The organism is Pseudomonas sp. IT-232MI5, from assembly GCF_949767845.1.
In the GTDB taxonomy this organism is placed as follows: Bacteria; Pseudomonadota; Gammaproteobacteria; order Pseudomonadales; family Pseudomonadaceae; genus Aquipseudomonas.
Genome location: NZ_CATKQE010000017.1, coordinates 1 through 15,216 on the forward strand (window position 1 = coordinate 1; position 15,216 = coordinate 15,216).

The 15,216-nt window shown below is 57.6% G+C and carries 15 protein-coding genes and 1 pseudogene; 5 read left to right on the top strand and 11 right to left on the bottom strand.

The genetic code is table 11. The features are described from left to right. The 7 genes from ACM6JQ_RS13160 to ACM6JQ_RS13190 form a co-directional block, all read right to left on the bottom strand. The coding region (locus ACM6JQ_RS13160; RefSeq protein WP_414893966.1) for a calcium-binding protein at positions 1-135 on the bottom strand (135 nt) is incomplete at its 3' end. 259 nt (positions 136-394) lie between these two features. Further along, complete coding sequence (gene flgE, locus ACM6JQ_RS13165) at positions 395-1,729, bottom strand: flagellar hook protein FlgE (protein ID WP_016983978.1); 1,335 nt, start codon at positions 1,727-1,729, stop codon at positions 395-397. A 30-nt stretch (positions 1,730-1,759) separates the two neighbouring features. Then, positions 1,760-2,485, bottom strand: coding sequence for a flagellar hook assembly protein FlgD (gene flgD / locus ACM6JQ_RS13170; protein ID WP_007917578.1), 726 nt, complete (start codon positions 2,483-2,485; stop codon positions 1,760-1,762). 15 nt (positions 2,486-2,500) lie between these two features. Further along, complete coding sequence (gene flgC, locus ACM6JQ_RS13175) at positions 2,501-2,944, bottom strand: flagellar basal body rod protein FlgC (protein WP_003227217.1); 444 nt, start codon at positions 2,942-2,944, stop codon at positions 2,501-2,503. Positions 2,945-2,947: 3 nt separating this feature from the next. Beyond that, entirely contained in the window at positions 2,948-3,355 is a 408-nt protein-coding gene (flgB, locus tag ACM6JQ_RS13180) for a flagellar basal body rod protein FlgB (RefSeq protein ID WP_007917581.1), read from the bottom strand. Positions 3,356-3,692: 337 nt separating this feature from the next. After that, positions 3,693-4,520, bottom strand: a complete 828-nt coding sequence (gene cheR / locus ACM6JQ_RS13185) for a protein-glutamate O-methyltransferase CheR (protein ID WP_007917583.1) — start codon at positions 4,518-4,520, stop codon at positions 3,693-3,695. 46 nt (positions 4,521-4,566) lie between these two features. Further along, the gene (locus tag ACM6JQ_RS13190; protein ID WP_007917585.1) at positions 4,567-5,499 is read right to left on the bottom strand and encodes a chemotaxis protein CheV; all 933 of its coding nucleotides are present in this window, start codon (positions 5,497-5,499) and stop codon (positions 4,567-4,569) included. 83 nt (positions 5,500-5,582) lie between these two features. Here ACM6JQ_RS13190 and flgA point away from each other — a divergent pair, with 83 nt between their 5' ends. The 4 genes from flgA (at position 5,583) to ACM6JQ_RS13210 (ending at position 8,170) form a co-directional block, all read left to right on the top strand. Next, positions 5,583-6,344: a flagellar basal body P-ring formation chaperone FlgA gene (gene flgA / locus ACM6JQ_RS13195; RefSeq protein ID WP_081498755.1), complete on the top strand. Its 762-nt coding sequence runs from the start codon at positions 5,583-5,585 to the stop codon at positions 6,342-6,344. A 148-nt stretch (positions 6,345-6,492) separates the two neighbouring features. Continuing rightward, positions 6,493-6,819, top strand: coding sequence for a flagellar biosynthesis anti-sigma factor FlgM (flgM, locus tag ACM6JQ_RS13200; RefSeq protein ID WP_007960324.1), 327 nt, complete (start codon positions 6,493-6,495; stop codon positions 6,817-6,819). A 48-nt stretch (positions 6,820-6,867) separates the two neighbouring features. Then, on the top strand, positions 6,868-7,335 hold the full coding sequence (locus tag ACM6JQ_RS13205; RefSeq protein WP_007917598.1) for a flagella synthesis protein FlgN: 468 nt from the start codon (positions 6,868-6,870) through the stop codon (positions 7,333-7,335). Between the two features lie 88 nt (positions 7,336-7,423). Continuing rightward, on the top strand, positions 7,424-8,170 hold the full coding sequence (locus tag ACM6JQ_RS13210; RefSeq protein WP_007917600.1) for a flagellar brake protein: 747 nt from the start codon (positions 7,424-7,426) through the stop codon (positions 8,168-8,170). 67 nt (positions 8,171-8,237) lie between these two features. Here the strand turns inward: ACM6JQ_RS13210 and ACM6JQ_RS13215 are convergent, their stop codons facing one another. The 4 genes and pseudogenes from ACM6JQ_RS13215 to ACM6JQ_RS13230 all read right to left on the bottom strand — a co-directional run bounded on the left by ACM6JQ_RS13215 (position 8,238) and on the right by ACM6JQ_RS13230 (position 13,484). Continuing rightward, the gene (locus tag ACM6JQ_RS13215; RefSeq protein ID WP_095114526.1) at positions 8,238-9,635 is read right to left on the bottom strand and encodes an MFS transporter; all 1,398 of its coding nucleotides are present in this window, start codon (positions 9,633-9,635) and stop codon (positions 8,238-8,240) included. A 69-nt stretch (positions 9,636-9,704) separates the two neighbouring features. Further along, positions 9,705-10,945, bottom strand: a pseudogene (locus ACM6JQ_RS13220) (glutamine synthetase family protein). Positions 10,946-11,190: 245 nt separating this feature from the next. After that, positions 11,191-11,883 (bottom strand): sensor histidine kinase, encoded by a 693-nt coding sequence (locus ACM6JQ_RS13225; protein WP_095114524.1) that lies wholly within the window; start codon positions 11,881-11,883, stop codon positions 11,191-11,193. Then, positions 11,880-13,484 (bottom strand): response regulator, encoded by a 1,605-nt coding sequence (locus ACM6JQ_RS13230; protein WP_414893964.1) that lies wholly within the window; start codon positions 13,482-13,484, stop codon positions 11,880-11,882. Before ACM6JQ_RS13230 ends, ACM6JQ_RS13225 begins: the two co-directional genes overlap by 4 nt. Before the next feature lie 282 nt (positions 13,485-13,766). Here ACM6JQ_RS13230 and ACM6JQ_RS13235 point away from each other — a divergent pair, with 282 nt between their 5' ends. Then, positions 13,767-15,044, top strand: a complete 1,278-nt coding sequence (locus ACM6JQ_RS13235; RefSeq protein WP_414893965.1) for a lysozyme inhibitor LprI family protein — start codon at positions 13,767-13,769, stop codon at positions 15,042-15,044. Positions 15,045-15,216: the final 172 nt, after the last annotated feature.

Genomic DNA, 15,216 nt, shown 5'->3' on the forward strand with positions numbered 1-15,216 from the left:
GCCTGCGCCGCCGATCAATAGATCATTACCGTCCCCGCCATTCAAGACATCATTGCCAGCCAAACCGCTTATCTGATCATCGCCCGCAGTGCCGAGCAGATTATCTGCACCAGTGGTCCCGTTAATTATCGCCATTACATCATCCTTGTGTTTTTGTGTTGGAAACTACGTTGAAACTAGGTAGAAGCTTCCTGATTTCCATATGGCCATACAGTGTCCTGGCTCAATGAAGCAGGTTGTGCAAAGTTTTGACGCGAAGGTCCTCTACTGGACGGGGTTGCAACTTCCGAACCATAAATTCCGACAAACGGTTCAATGGTGAATGTAAATTTAGCAACGCGCATAAAAAAACCGACGCTCTGGCGTCGGTTTTCAGTGCAGCTCTCAGATCACATCAGGTCATCTGAATGATGGTCTGCATGATGGTGCTCTGAGTGGAAATGGTCTTGGCGTTCGCCTGATAGTTGCTCTGGCCTTTGATCAGGTCCACCAGCTCGTTGGTCAGGTTAACGTTCGACTCTTCCAGCGAGTTGGAAGCAATCGAACCCAAAGTACCGGTTTCCGGAGCGTCGTAGCCCGGGATACCCGAAGCGAACGTCTCTTTCCAGCTGGTGCCACCGATAGCCTGCAGGCCTTGTTCGTTGGTGAAGCTGGCGAGCGCAACCTGGCCGATGGCCTTGCTCTGGTTGTTGCTGAAGTTGGCAAACAAAGTACCGGTGCCGTCGATGGTCAGGTTGGTGATCTGGCCAGTGGCGTAACCGTCCTGAGTCGGAATCGAACGCGCGGTGTCAGCGTTGTACTGAGTGGTCTTGGACATGGAGATGGTCACGCCAGCCGTGTTGGCTGCTGCGCCGTTAGGTACAAAGTTACCGTTGACCACGTTGCCCGGCTTCCAATTGGCCAGCTTCAAGTCGCTGCTGATGATCGGATTGGCCGGATCCGCCGGGTTAGGTGTGCTGACCTGGGTCAGATTGCCCGAACTGTCAAACGTCAGTGTCGAAGCAGTTGGAGGCGTCGTGAGTGGATTGCTACCGGTTGCATCCGGATTACGCCCGTCCACCAGGGTGTAAACCTTCCAAGTGTTTTGGCCGGTTTTCACCATGTACTGATCCATGACGTGCGAGTTGCCCTGCGAGTCGTAGATCGGAGTGCTGAAGCTCTTCGTGTACGTCTCAAGCTTGCTTGGGTCGAACTTGACGGCGTTGGTGCCGGTATCAACGATCACCGGCGCAGTCGAGTTCAAGTTGATGCTCGACGTCACCAGGGAAGTCGATTTCGGCGCCAGGTTCGAAGTATCAATCTTCAGGTCGGTCAACACGCCGTTGATGATCTTGCCGTTGGCGTCCACACCGTAACCCTGCAGGCGCGAGGTGTAGTCGGTGTTGGTGATGTAACCGGCGTTGTCGACCTTGAACGTACCGGCACGGGTGTAGGACACCGAGCCGTTGTTGCTCATGGTGAAGAAGCCCGAACCGTTGATGCCCATGTCCAGCACGTTACCGGTGTTGTTGATGTCACCCTGGGTGAACTGCTGGGACACGTTGGCCAGGCGCACGCCGTTGCCGATCACTTTGCTGCCGCTACCCAGGCGAGTGGCCGAGTAGACGTCTTCGAATTCTGCACGGGACGATTTGAAACCGGCGGTCGCGACGTTGGCGATGTTGTTGCCGGTCACGTCCAGTTGTTTGTTGGCTGCATAGAGACCGCTAAGGCCGATATTGAAAGACATATTCCACTCCTTTGTGCCGGTTAGTCGGCTCTATATACCAATGGTTTGTACTTTGGACAGGGCAACGGTGCCCTTGCCGGACAGGTTGAGCATCAGTTCGCCGCCGGTCTGGCTGATCGTCACGCTGGTGACGGTGGCCGGCAGGTACGTCGCCATATCGGTCGAGGTGCCATTGATCGATGCGTTGGCCTTGACGGTATAGGTACCGGTCTTGACCAGATTGCCGTCCTTGTCCTTGCCGTCCCAGGTGAAGCTCGCGGCGCCTGCGGCGCGACTGCCCAGATCGATGGTGCGAACCACCGCGCCGCTGCTGTCGGTGATGCTCACGGTGCCGCCGGCAATCGACGACGGAACGGTGACCGAACCGGTCATGCCTTTGCTCGGATCGTCGAGCTGAACCGAGTTGGTCTGCACGATCACATTGCGACCCACCAGCGACGAAGCCTGCAAGGCTTGCGAGGAGTTGTAGTTGCCGGCCAGCGAACTGACCGTGCTGTTCAGCGTGGTGATGCCTTCCAGGCTGCTGAACTGCGCCAACTGCGCAACGAAGGCGCTGTTGTCCTGCGGATCAAGCGGGTTCTGGTTTTTCAGCTGGGTGACCAGCAATTGCAGGAACGCGTCCTTGCCCAGGGCCTGGCCGCCGGTGGCGCTGTTAGTGGCCGAAGCAATGCCACCGGTGGTCGAACTGGTCTTTTTCGACGAGTTCGCCAGGATGTCATTCATGCTCAAGCTGCTGGTGGTATCGGAAACACTCATGGCCGTCGCCCCTTATTACTGACCGAGGGTCAGTACCTTCTGCATCATGGTTTTGGCGGTGTTCATCATTTCGGCGTTGGTCTGGAAGGACCGGCTCGCGGAAATCATGTCAGCCATTTCTTCCACCACGTTGACGTTCGGGTAGTAGACGTAGCCTTTGGCGTCGGCTGCCGGATGATTCGGCTCGTAGCGCGCTTCGAGGTTGCTCTGGTCTTCGACCACGCCGAGCACCTGTACGCCTTGACCGGCCGCGTCCTGGCTCTGGAACAGCGAGTTGCTGCCGCTGTTCTGGCCGCCCTGGAACATGGTGGCGAACACCGGGTGACGGGCGCGATAGGTCTGATCGATGCTCGAGGAGACGGTTTCGGCGTTGGCGATGTTCGAGGCCACGGTGTTCAGACGCGTGGTCTGTGCGCTCATGCCGCTGCCGGCAATGTTGAAAACGCTGGACAGGGACATGGATTACTCTCCGCGCAGGGCTGACACCAGCCCTTTGAATTTGCTGTTGAGCAGGGTGAAGCTGGCCTGGAAGCCGACGGCGTTTTCCGCGTAGTTCGACTGTTCCAGTTGGGCGTCCACGGTGTTCTGGTCGATCGACGGTTGCATCGGCGTGCGATACATCAGCGATTCGTCGCCGTTGCCCAGGCCTTCAGCTTCGATGTGACGGCTGTTGGTCATGTTCAGGGCGATGGTGCCGTTCGCATTTTTCTGGGTCTGTGCTTCAAGCACTTTGGAGAAGTCCAGATCCCGCGCCTTGTAGTTCGGGGTATCGGCGTTGGCGATGTTGTTGGCCAGCACTTCGGCACGCTGGGCGCGGAAGCCCAATGCCTTTTCGTGAATGCCGAGCGCTTTATCGAAGCTGATGCTCATGTCGGGAACCTTCAGGTGACCGGTTTTTCGTAACTGAGCTTTAGCAAGGGCCGTGCCAAACCACAAAACCCACATAAACCGGGGCTTTGCCGGGAGTCGGCAAAGCGGCAATGCCAGAAAAGCGGCAACCGGTTTCCGCCGGATGCCGCTTTTCTGCCGCTTCTTCCTGTTAACACCTCCCCCTGTAGGAGCTGCCGAAGGCTCGGGCCGCGATCGGACGATCTTTTGATCTTGTTCTTAAAAAACAAAATCAAAAGATCGCAGCCTTCGGCAGCTCCTACGTGAAGCATGCGGCAAAAAAAAGGAGCCCTTGAGGGCTCCCTTTTTTCCGCATGCTTCACTTCGCCTGGTAAATGATCCCCGGGCTGCACTGCACCATCTGGTAATGGTCCGGCAAACCGTTCAGCGCTTCGGAAGCGCCAAGGAACAGATAACCACCCGGCTTCAACGTGCTGTGAATGCGCAACAGAATGTCTTTCTTCACTTCGGCAGAGAAGTAGATCAACACGTTGCGGCAGAACACGATGTCGAACTTGCCCAGCGCGGCATAGCTGTCGAGCAGGTTGAACGAGCGGAACTCCACGCGGTTCTTGATCGGCGCCTTGATTACCCAGCGCCCCGGCCCTTTCGGGTCGAAGTAACGCTGCAGACGTTCCGGCGACAAACCGCGACCGATGGCCAGGCTGTCGTACTCGCCAGTCTTGCAGTTGGTCAGCATGAGGCCGGACAGGTCGGTCGCAACAATCTGCACGCCCATCTTCAACTGGCCAAGGTTGGACCGCTCGAACTCGTCGATCGACATCGACAGCGAGTACGGTTCCTGACCCGACGAGCACGCTGCCGACCAGATCCGCAGACGCTGGTTGGGGCTGGCCTTGATTGCTTCAGGCAGCACCTTGTTCTTCAAGACTTCAAACGGATAGGTGTCACGAAACCACAGGGTTTCGTTGGTCGTCATGGCATCGACCACTTGCTCGCGCAAACCGCTGCGCGGCTGGGTCTGGATGCGCTGAACCAGCTCACCCAAGGATTTGATGCCTTGCTGCTCCATCAGTTTGTTGAGACGGCTCGAGACCAGGTACTGCTTGTTTTCACCGAGCAGAATGCCACAGGCTTTTTCCAGGAAGACCCGGAACTGTTCGAAATCCAAATTACCCGTAGACAATGATGCCGCCTCTTAAATCGTGTTGACCGCCAGGGACAAAACGCCCCTAGCTGATATCTGCTGCTTTGATCCGGTCGACTACCCGGGATGCGAGGTCATCAGGGCGGAATTTGGCCAAAAAGTCATCGGCACCGACTTTCTTGACCATCGCCTGATTGAATACCCCCGACAACGAAGTATGCAGGATGATATGAAGCTTTTGCATGCGTGCGTCGCCGCGGATTTCCGCCGTCAGGGTGTACCCGTCCATCTCCGGCATCTCGATGTCGGAAATCATCATCAGGAACTCTTCTTCCGGCTTCTTGCCCTCATCGACCAGCTTGCGCAGGTAATCCAGCGCCTGTTTGCCGTCGTTCAGCGCCACCACTTCGACACCGATGGTCTGCAGACAACGCGTGACCTGCTTGCGCGCCACCGACGAGTCATCGACCGTCAAGACACGCAACGACAGTGCTTTGGTCTGGGTCTCGACATCGACCACGCCCACCGAAATCGCTTCCGGTGTCGGCGCAACTTCCGCCAGCACTTTCTCGACGTCGATGATTTCGACTAACTGATTGTCCACCCGAGTCACAGCGGTCAAGTAATGATCGCGACCCGTGCCCTTGGGTGGTGGATGAATCTCTTCCCAGTTCATGTTGACGATGCGCTCCACCGAGCGGACCAGGAAACCCTGGGTCTTGGTGTTGTACTCCGTGATGATCACGAACGGGTTGTTCTTGTCTTTCAACGCTCCGGAACCGGTGGCCATTGCCAGATCAAGGATCGGAATGGTCGCCCCCCGGATATTTGCCACCCCGCACACGACAGGACTGGACTTGGGCATCAACGTCAGCGACGGGCACTGCAACACTTCCCGCACCTTGAACACGTTGATTCCATAGAGCTGCTGACCGTCGAGACGGAACAACAACAGCTCCAGGCGATTCTGCCCTACCAGTTGCGTGCGCTGGTTCACCGAATCCATTACACCAGCCATGCCCCAGACTCCTACACCAACGCCAAGTGTTGTTGCGACGCACATTCATTGCTAAACGGCACGGCGCTTGCTTTTTAACTCGTATGAACGCTCAAACGACATTTTTCCGACGCCTGACATCACCTCTTCGCAGAGGGCTTTGTGTCGCGTGCGCCATTTGCTGCTCTTTTGCTGGCAGCCCTGCCATTGCTGATGCGGTTACCTTGCCTGACATGCTTATCGGCGTCACTCAGGGCTTTCTTGAATTCACCGTAGAAGACTATCTGGCTACCAGTCAAACGGAAGGCCGCTATGAAATCGAAGTAAACCAGCTCGATCCGCGTATGCGCATGCCTATGTGCGACAAGGAATTGACAGCGACTCTGGAGAGCCCGGCACGTCCTTTGGGCCGGGTTACCGTGAAGGTCCGCTGTGAGGGCGCCTCGCCCTGGACCGTGTTCGTGCCCGCTCAAGTCCGCCTGTTTCGCGAGATTGTGACAACTACCCGACCGCTGAAACGCGCAGGGATTATCGAGCCACAGGACGTGACCCTGCGAGAGCGCGACGTGAGCACGATCAACCAAGGCTTTCTGACCTCGGTAGACGAAGCGATCGGGCAGAAATTGACCCGACCAACGGTAGCCGATCAGGTCATTACCCTGGTTCATCTGGAACAGGCCGAAGTCATTCGCAAGGGCGATCAGGTGGTCATCACTGCGCGCAGCGGCACGCTCGCCGTGCGCATGCCCGGTGAAGCGCTGGCCAATGGCGGTTTGAAAGAACAGATCCGGGTGAAAAACCTCAACTCGCAACGGGTCATCAAGGCGCAAGTCACCGCGCCGGGCCAAGTGGAAGTGGCGATGTAGAAAACTGGCGCTAGCCCCGGCTGTTCCCTAAACTGTGCCGCAGCAGGACACGCGCCGGCGCATGCAAGGCTCATTGTAAATGTGCCTAAAGTTTTCCAGGGGATGGCCGAAAACATGGCAAGCGTCCAAATTCCCAGAGGTTTTTATCATGGTCATCGATTTCAGCCGTTTGAACAGCTCCTCGTCACTTACGGGCAGTACACGTACCAGCAACGCCAAGGAAACCGCCGAAACCGGCACCTCCGCGCCGCTGAATACCCCGGCCGAACAGGCCAGTACCGCAAAAAGCGGGGAATCGGTACACCTCAGCAATGAGGCTCAACAGTTGCAGAAGGTCACTGACAAGCTGCGCGATCAACCTGCTGTCGACAAAGCCCGTGTGGCCGAGTTGAAAGCCGCGATTGCCGATGGCAGCTATAAAGTCGACAGCAACCGTGTAGCCAGCAAACTGCTCAACTTCGAAGCCCAGCGCTAGGCCTTTGCCGGCGCGAGGCTTTTGGACGCTTAACACCCAAGGCCAGCCATGCACGACACTAATTTATTGCAACTGATCAACGACGACTTTGCTCCAGCTCAACAATTGCTGGAGTTGCTGCAAACCGAATCTCTCGCGTTGCACGGTCGCGACATGCCCCTGCTGGAAGAAATTCTGGCGCACAAACAGGCATTGATCATTCTGCTTGAACAGCATGGCCGCAAACGCAGCGAAATCCTCGCCAGCCTCAACCTGCCGACTGATCGTACAGGCCTTGTGCAACTGGCCAGCCAGTCGAGCATTGGCGAGCAGCTGTTGACGCAAGGCGATGCATTGACCGATCTGATCGCTCAATGCCAGGCCGCCAACGTCAAGAACGGCCAGTCCATTCAGATCCAGCAGGCCGCCACGGCCAATCAGCTGAAGATCCTCACCGGCGGTGAAGCGCCAGCGCTTTATAACGCCAGTGGCACCTTTGCCAAACCCGCTATACCGCGTCCGCTCAGCCAGGCATGAGCCGTTGATGCGCCAGCTCTATCAACCCGCGGAACATGCTGGCAAAATGCTGGCTAGTCGTCATATTTTGTCTGGAGATTGATTAACCGTGTCCAACGCCCTCAGCGCGGATGATGCTCCGCAGCCCCCTAAGGTGCTCACCACGCCACTGGAAATCTCCAGCAACCTGCGCCAGCTGCAAGAAAGCCACGATCCGCTGATCATTACCTTTCATGAGCGCAGCCAGCGCTTCCAGAGCTATCTGATCAAAGTCGACCGCGACAGCGCTTCGATCGCGCTGGACGAGATGATCCCGCGTGACGGCGAACGTTTCCTGCTGGCCGGCGAGCCGTTCAAGGTCGAAGGCTTTCATGACGGTGTGCGCATTGCCTGGGAATGCACCGGCACGTTGAATATCGAGGAATCCGACGGTGACCGCTTCTACACCGGCGAGCTACCGACCGAAGTGGTTTATCACCAGCGCCGCAATGCTTTCCGCGCCGCACTGAAGCTGACTGATCTGGTCAGCGTTGAATTGGGCGGAGAAAAGCTCAAGGCGCCGATCAACGGCAAACTGCTGGATATCTCCGCGACCGGCTGCAAGCTGCGTTTCGAAGGCGATATCACTGATCGCCTGCAACTGGGCCAGGTCTATGACCGCCTGATTGCCCCGCCGCTGTTCGGCAACCAGCCGACCTCCGTTGAACTGCGTTATCTGCACTTCGAAGAAAAACTCAACATCACCTTCGCCGGCCTGCGTTTCCACAACATCAGTGGTCAGGCCGCGCGCAATGTTGAGCGTTTTGTGTATCAGCTGCAACGTGAGGCACGCCGTTTCGACAAAGACGATCTCTGATTCGTCCGGCCAATAAAAAGGGCAGCCCAGGGCTGCCCTTTTTTATGCGCCATGCGTTTTGTTCAGTTCAAGGTCTGCCGCCACTGAGATCCGGAGCAGGCTTGTCACTGCCACTATCAGGCTCCGCTTCTGCTGCAAGCTCTGGCTGCGCATCGGCTTCAGGCTCAGGCTCAGGCTCAGGCGTTGTCGGCGCCTGCAAAGGGTCCTGCACCATCTGCTCCTGCACCACCTGCTCGTCTACTCGAGGGTCGAGGGCCGCTACCAGTGGCGAGCTGGACATACTGTCGGGCATGGCCACGTGATGCAGTGGCGCGTCGTCGACCTGATGCAGATTGGTCACGGCTTTCGGCCGGATCCGCCACACCAGCACCAGCGCGAAGAAGCTGAAGAACGCATAAAGGCTCTGACTGCCGAACAGTTTCATCAGCACGCCCGCCAGTAACGGTCCGATGCTCGCACCAACACCGTAAGTCACCAACAGCATCGCCGTCAGCGACACCCGCCGATCACCTTCCACATGGTCATTGGAGAACGCCACCGCCAGCGGATACAGGCAGAACTGCACCAGTGAGCACAGGAAGCCAACCCCGAACAGCACCTCCAGCGGCACCTGCGGCAGTACCGCCAACGGCAGCGCCGCCACCGCCAGGAACCCGGCAAAGCAGCGAATCAGCAGCGCCCGGTCATAACGGTCGGACAACCAGCCCAACGGCCACTGCACCAACAAACCGGCAAAGATGCAGCTACCCATGAACAGACCGACCTGCTCGGTCGACAGCCCTTGCTGCGAGGCATACAGCGGCGCCAGACCATAGAACGAACCAATGATCAAACCGGCACCGAGCACCGTACTCAGCGACTGCGGCACGCGCTTGATAAAGAAGCGCGGTTCCATCGGTGCCGGATGCAGGGGCGCCGGGTGAATCCGCCGAGTCAACGTCACCGGTACCAGACACAGCGCAAAGCACAGCGCGACCAGCATCAGCAGTTCCAGGCCCAAGCCCGGATGCATGACCAGAATCAGTTGACCGAGCACCAGGCCCAGGTACGAAGCGATCATGTAACCGCTGAACACCAGACCTCGCTGATTGGCATCCGCCTGCTCGTTGAGCCAGCTCTCGATCACCATGTACTGGCACATCATGCCCAGACCGACGATGGTCCGCAGCACCAGCCACGCCGGCAGCCAATCGACCAGCCCATGGCCCAGCACCGCCGCCCCGACAATCCCGGCACACGCAGAATAAGCGCGGATATGCCCGACCCGGGCAATCAGTCGGTGACCGATCTTGCCGCCCAGCACCAGACCGAAATAGTTGGCCGCCATCAGCGCACCGACCCACAGCCCATCGACATTGTCAGCGGCCAGACGCAAGGCCAGATAAGTGGATAGAAGGCCCGAGCCGATCAACATCATCAGCGAGGCGAAATACAACGCTCGAAAGGATTTCCAGATTTGGCGCATCGGCGTTCCGAGCGGCTCCTTGCAGTAAAGACCGGACTATCAAAACGATAGCCCGGTGGCGACAGTTCGTCAGGCCTGGGCTGCTAGAACACGCCGTTCCCAGGGAGTGATTTCATCAAAGAAGCTGGTCAACTCCATGGTCTTCGAAGCGATGTAGCCTTCGATGAACTCCTGTCCGAACAGTTCCCTCGCCAATTGGCTACGTTTCAGACGTTCGAGTGCGGCATGCAAAGTACACGGCAGCGAGAGATTGTCCGGCACCTCGAACTCGCCCTGTATGGCCTCGGTCGGTTCCAGCTCATGCTCGATCCCATGCAGCCCGGCGGCCAGACTGGCGGCGATCGCCAGGTACGGATTGGCATCGGCGCCCGGCAAGCGGTTTTCGACCCGACGAGCGACCGCCGCACTCGCCGGAATCCGCAGGCCAGCCGCACGGTTGTCGTGGGACCAGCACGCGTTGTTCGGCGATGCATAGGGATGGCAAAGGCGCTGATAGGAATTCACATTGGGTGCAAACAGTGCGGTGAAATCGGCCATGCCCGCCTGTTGACCGCCGATGAAGTGGCGGAACATCGCGGTCGGTTCACCGTGCGCATCACTGAAGACATTCTTGCCGCTGGCGATCTCGACGATGCTCTGATGAATGTGCATCGAACTGCCCGGCGTGTGGGCCAGCGGTTTGGCCATGCAGACCACGGTCAGGCCATGCTTGAGCGCAACTTCCTTGAGCAGGTGCTTGAACAGGAAGGTCTGGTCGGCGAGTAACAGCGGATCGCCGTGCAGCAGATTGATCTCGAACTGGCTGACGCCCATCTCGTGCATGAAGGTATCGCGCGGCAGACCGAGGGCGGCCATGCATTTATAGACTTCGTTGAAGAATGGCGCAGACCGTTATTGGAGCTGATGCTGAACGCGGACTGGCCATCCTCGCGGCGACCGTCGAGACCGACGGGAGGCCGAAATGGTTGGGTCGGATCGGTGTTCGGCGCGAAGACAAAGAATTCCAGCTCGGTCGCCACCACCGGCGCCAGGCCGCGCTCGGCGTAACGGGCAATGACTTTTTTCAACTGGCCACGGGACGACAGATTGGAGCTTTCGCCGGTCAGTTCATCGGCGTCGCAAATAGCCAGGGCTCGCGGGTCGTCGCTCCATGGCAAACGATGGATCTGGGTCGGCTCGGCGACCAGCGCCAAGTCTCCGTCATCGCTGCCATAAAAACGCGCTGCCGGGTAACCGCCCATGATGCATTGCAGCAGCACTCCCCGCGCCAGCTGCAAACGCCGCCCTTCGAGGAAACCCTCGGCGGTCATCACTTTACCCCGTGGTACGCCGTTCAAATCCGGCGTGACACATTCAATCTCATCAATGCCGGTCAATCGCTGCGCGAGTGAACGCTGGCCATCGGTTGTCATGACGCAATCCTTGTTATTGTGCGAGCCGCGAACGGCGACCCGTACAAAATAGGCTTCGGCTGTTCGGAATATCAAGCAGCGTCAAACAAAAAAACAGACAACGCGAATGCTCCCTTCGGCAGCACCTGCAAGGGGATTTGCGTTCAGGGTAGGTAGAGGCTGAAGACGCCGCCGCCCAATGGCCCGCCATTGCGGATTTCGGTGCGACCTTCGACACCGTTGCGCTGATGCAGCGCCGCGATGCGATTGGCGAAATACAACCCGAGGCCGGTGCTGCCGCTGCTGTGGTTGATGCCTTGCACATAATCGGCCTGACGCTCGAGCATTTCGACCGGGTAACCGTCGCCGTCGTCGTTGATGCTCAGCACCAGTTGCCCGGCCTCGTCGCTGACGGTAATCAGCAGGGATTCGCGGGCATAACGAATCGCATTGTTGATGCAGTTACCCAGCACCGAGGCAACCAGTTCGCGGTCGAAGAAACCCAACGGGCTTAGCGGGTCGACTTCATAGGTGGCGATAATGCCGCGACTGGCAAACACCTCTTGATGCGCCGCCAGTTGTGCCTCGATGAAGTCGTCCAGTTCGTGATACGCCGGTTGCAGCGGCATCTGGTTGACGCCGAGCTTATACAGCCCGAGCAACTGCACCAGCATGCCATTGAGGTGGGCGAACTCGAAGTCGATCACACCCTGCTCCGAGCCTTGGCGCTGCGCCTCAGGCAAGCGCGCCAGCCATTGGCTATGGGCCTGCATGAGCATGGCCAGCGAGTTCTTCATGTCGTGGACGGTGGAGGCGATCACCGTGGAAAAATCCAGAGCCTGCTCGTCTTGGTTCATTCGCCAAACGCCTTGCTTTTCAGCTTCTGATAACGCGCAAAACGCGCGTCGGTGTCGGGCATCAGGCCGACCATTTTCAGGCAGGCCCGACATTCTTCCAGCTCCGCCGACGGCACACTGGTGTCGGTGCCGTGGAGCAGCGACTGGGCCATGTTCAGGGCGATACTGATGTTCTTCGGTTGCATCTTCAGCGCCTTGCGGAAGACCTCGCGGGCCTCCACCAGATTACCGGTCTTGTACACTCGCACGCCCTGACGATTGAGGTCGGCAGCAGCGTTACTGGAGTTGAGAATAGTCGGGTCATCGGTCAGCTTGGCGATGTCTTTCATTACCGCCGGGTCGTCACCGTAGATCTCCGCACAGCTTTTGAGCATCGAGGTGCCCGCCTCCGCCTGACCGAGCATCTGCAATTGCTTGGCGACCAGCAGCGCCGCTTCCGGACTCATGAACTGCTCCATGCCGTCGAGACGCATCAGCGCTTGCTCGGTGAGTTTGTCGGCGGTTTCGGCATCGTTGAGGAGCAGGCTGGTGGCTTTCATCAGACGTGCACGAATCTGCAGGCCCGGATCGGTCGGGTTTTCTTTGGCCACGGCGCTGAGGGTGGTGTTGATCTCAAGACGCGTGCGCGTGTCGAGACCGCGCTCGCTGCCCTTGCTGATCAACGCGTGAGCGAGACCTAGGTTACTTTCCGGGTCCTTGAACCGCGATTGCGCACCTTGCGACACTGCCTGACGATAAGCACGCGAAGCGGTGTCGAAATCCTCGTTGGCCATCGCCAGTTTGCCCAGCAATGCCTGTCGGCGCACCGCCAATGGCGAAAGACGAATGGCCTCTTCGAGCACCTGTTGCGCGCCTTTGGTATCGCCCTCCGATACCAGCACATCGGCCATACCGTCATACAGAGACGGCATCATCGGGAACACCTTCAGCGCTTTCTCATAAACGCCTTTAGCCTGTGCGACCTGACCTCGCTTGAACAGCAACTTGCCCAATCCGGCAAATGCCCACGGCAATGGGCGGTCAGCAATGATGCTGTCGTAGAGGCGCTCCAGCGCTTCGTTCTGGTTCAGGTCGCGCAGCGCATCAGCGCGGTAGCGCAGGCACAGTGGCGAATAACGGATGTCCTGCTTACACAAGGCGATACAAGCGTTTAGCACCTCGACCGGTTTGCCACGGTCGAGGGCCTGCAGAATCGGTTTGAGCAACGTCTTGCGCTGCTCCAGACGCTCCAGGCGCTGGGCGAGGCCGGAACGGTTGAACGGTTTGGTCAGGTACGCATCCGGCTCGTGCTCCAGGGCACTGAGTACCATCGCCTGGCTGGTTTCGGCGGTGACCATGACGAACACTGCTTCATGGCTGATGAGCTTTTCCAGCATCAGATCTTCGAGTACCTGCTGACCGTTTTTCTTACCGTCGCCAAGATGGAAATCCTGCAGAATGAAATCGTAAGACTTCTGCGCGCACATCTTCAGCGCCTGCTCACCGGTGTCGGCGGTATCGACGTCCTTGACCCCGAGCTCACGCAACATCGAACGAACGGAACTGCGGAAATCCGAGAAATCATCGACGATCAGAAAACTCTTTTGGTGATACGACAGCATCGAAGATTTCCAGGCAATTGAAGTGAGGGCAATTTCAGGCGCGCAGATGATAACTGGCGGCCAAATGCTATCAAGTGATTTCGCGCGACTTTGAAGTCACCGAATGGGTTATCGGCCAGAAGTGCTTTTCTCTGAAGCCAGTGCTTCAAGATTCCTCACCCAGCCTTTACCCTGCGCACTAGGACACCCTCCCACTACAAGGCTTAGATCGTGTACATCAAAGGACGCTACATCGCTTCCGCCTGCGCTCTGCTGTTTGTTCAGCAGGCAATGGCGGCTGGAATGGATTGCACAAAAGCGGCGAATGCCGTCGAAAACACTGTTTGCGCGAACAATCAGTTGTATGAACTGGATGCGCAGATGGGTGTGGTTTATCGGGATTTATTCAGAGCCTCTGCTCCCGCACAAGCTGAACTCAAGCGCACTCAAAGGCTGTGGTTAAAAGCCCGCAATGAATGCGCCGAAGACGTTTCGTGCCTGAGCCAGCACTATCAAGAACGCCTGCAAGCGTTACGCGCGCAGTGGCAGGCAGCGGTTGCCTATCAACCGGATGACCTCGATGAACAGGCGCTGGACGATCTGCAAAAACGCATTCAAGCCGCCAGTAAAGATGATCCCGAATTTGCGCTGGACCGGGCACTCGCCGCGCTCGCCGTCAAAACGACTGCCGTCGGTTTTCACGGCGATGCCAATGAAGATGACTCTTCGATAACGTACTTTCCGACAGCGCAGCCCAAAGGCGTTACTGCCAATGAATGGCGAGCGTTGACCGCTTCGCGGATCACTGACGCTGCCGAAACCGGCCTGACCTCTTACACCTTGCAGGATCTGGATGGCGACGGGCAGCGTGATCTAATTGTGAATACCTACGCCGGGGGCACCGGTCTGTTCACCTATGTGGAAACCTGGCGTCGCGACGGAGAACGGTTCGTCAAACGTTCTGTTGAGCCTGAAAGTTCGCTGTTCTACACCAATGATCGCGGCGCCAATCAGTCAGTGGACTGGATAAGCCTGCGTGGCAAAACTTACGCGGCTTATCGAAACAGCGAGTACGGCGCTGATCGGATCTACTTGCTCAACCCGCTGAAAATCAACGTCCAGGTGCCTACGATGACGATCCGTTATCGCTACGACCTCGAAGTGCCCGTTCTTCAACACAAAGATGACGGCAACAGCACGTTTGAACTCGAACCCGATCTGCACCGAGCGCTCAATCTGGCAGTGGCGAAAGTAAATGAAACCGCCGCTATCCCTTCAAAAGAACCGCTCTGCCCTATTCCGGCTACCGGCGCCGGTGAAAACGATTACTACAGCTTTGGCCCGGCGCATTACAGCATTGAAAAAGTCGCCGACCTGCCGGTCTTCATTGGCAATGATTGTTACATCGGTGCTTTGATCGACTGGTTCGGCAGTTACAGCGAAAAGAATGGTTTGTTCGCGCAACTGGCATTGCGTAAACCGGAAAGCGATGACGGCAGCCGCACATACGAAGTCTACGGTCGCCGACACATAACCGAAGTCAGTACCTCAATGGGTAAAATTGAGCTGAACGAAGGTTAACCGCGCACCCCGTCTAATGTTCACAATCAATGATGTAGTCGCGGCTCGCCGTGGCAATTCGTCGGCTGACGGTAATGCAAAAGCCCCGTCGCAATTTCCATTGCGACGGGGCTTTGAATTTGAACTTCATAGTCTGCCCGAACTTTTATCCCGGATAAACTTTTCTACAGGC

Coding starts and splice junctions, on each gene's coding strand:
- ACM6JQ_RS13190 (WP_007917585.1), bottom strand. CDS start 5,499: ATGGCTGGTGTAATGGATTCGGTGAACCAGCGCACGCAACTGGTAGGG.
- ACM6JQ_RS13235 (WP_414893965.1), top strand. CDS start 13,767: ATGGATTGCACAAAAGCGGCGAATGCCGTCGAAAACACTGTTTGCGCG.
- flgD (WP_007917578.1), bottom strand. CDS start 2,485: ATGAGTGTTTCCGATACCACCAGCAGCTTGAGCATGAATGACATCCTG.
- ACM6JQ_RS13205 (WP_007917598.1), top strand. CDS start 6,868: ATGCACGACACTAATTTATTGCAACTGATCAACGACGACTTTGCTCCA.
- ACM6JQ_RS13230 (WP_414893964.1), bottom strand. CDS start 13,484: ATGCTGTCGTATCACCAAAAGAGTTTTCTGATCGTCGATGATTTCTCG.
- ACM6JQ_RS13215 (WP_095114526.1), bottom strand. CDS start 9,635: ATGCGCCAAATCTGGAAATCCTTTCGAGCGTTGTATTTCGCCTCGCTG.
- ACM6JQ_RS13225 (WP_095114524.1), bottom strand. CDS start 11,883: ATGAACCAAGACGAGCAGGCTCTGGATTTTTCCACGGTGATCGCCTCC.
- flgE (WP_016983978.1), bottom strand. CDS start 1,729: ATGTCTTTCAATATCGGCCTTAGCGGTCTCTATGCAGCCAACAAACAA.
- flgB (WP_007917581.1), bottom strand. CDS start 3,355: ATGAGCATCAGCTTCGATAAAGCGCTCGGCATTCACGAAAAGGCATTG.
- flgM (WP_007960324.1), top strand. CDS start 6,493: ATGGTCATCGATTTCAGCCGTTTGAACAGCTCCTCGTCACTTACGGGC.
- flgA (WP_081498755.1), top strand. CDS start 5,583: ATGAACGCTCAAACGACATTTTTCCGACGCCTGACATCACCTCTTCGC.
- flgC (WP_003227217.1), bottom strand. CDS start 2,944: ATGTCCCTGTCCAGCGTTTTCAACATTGCCGGCAGCGGCATGAGCGCA.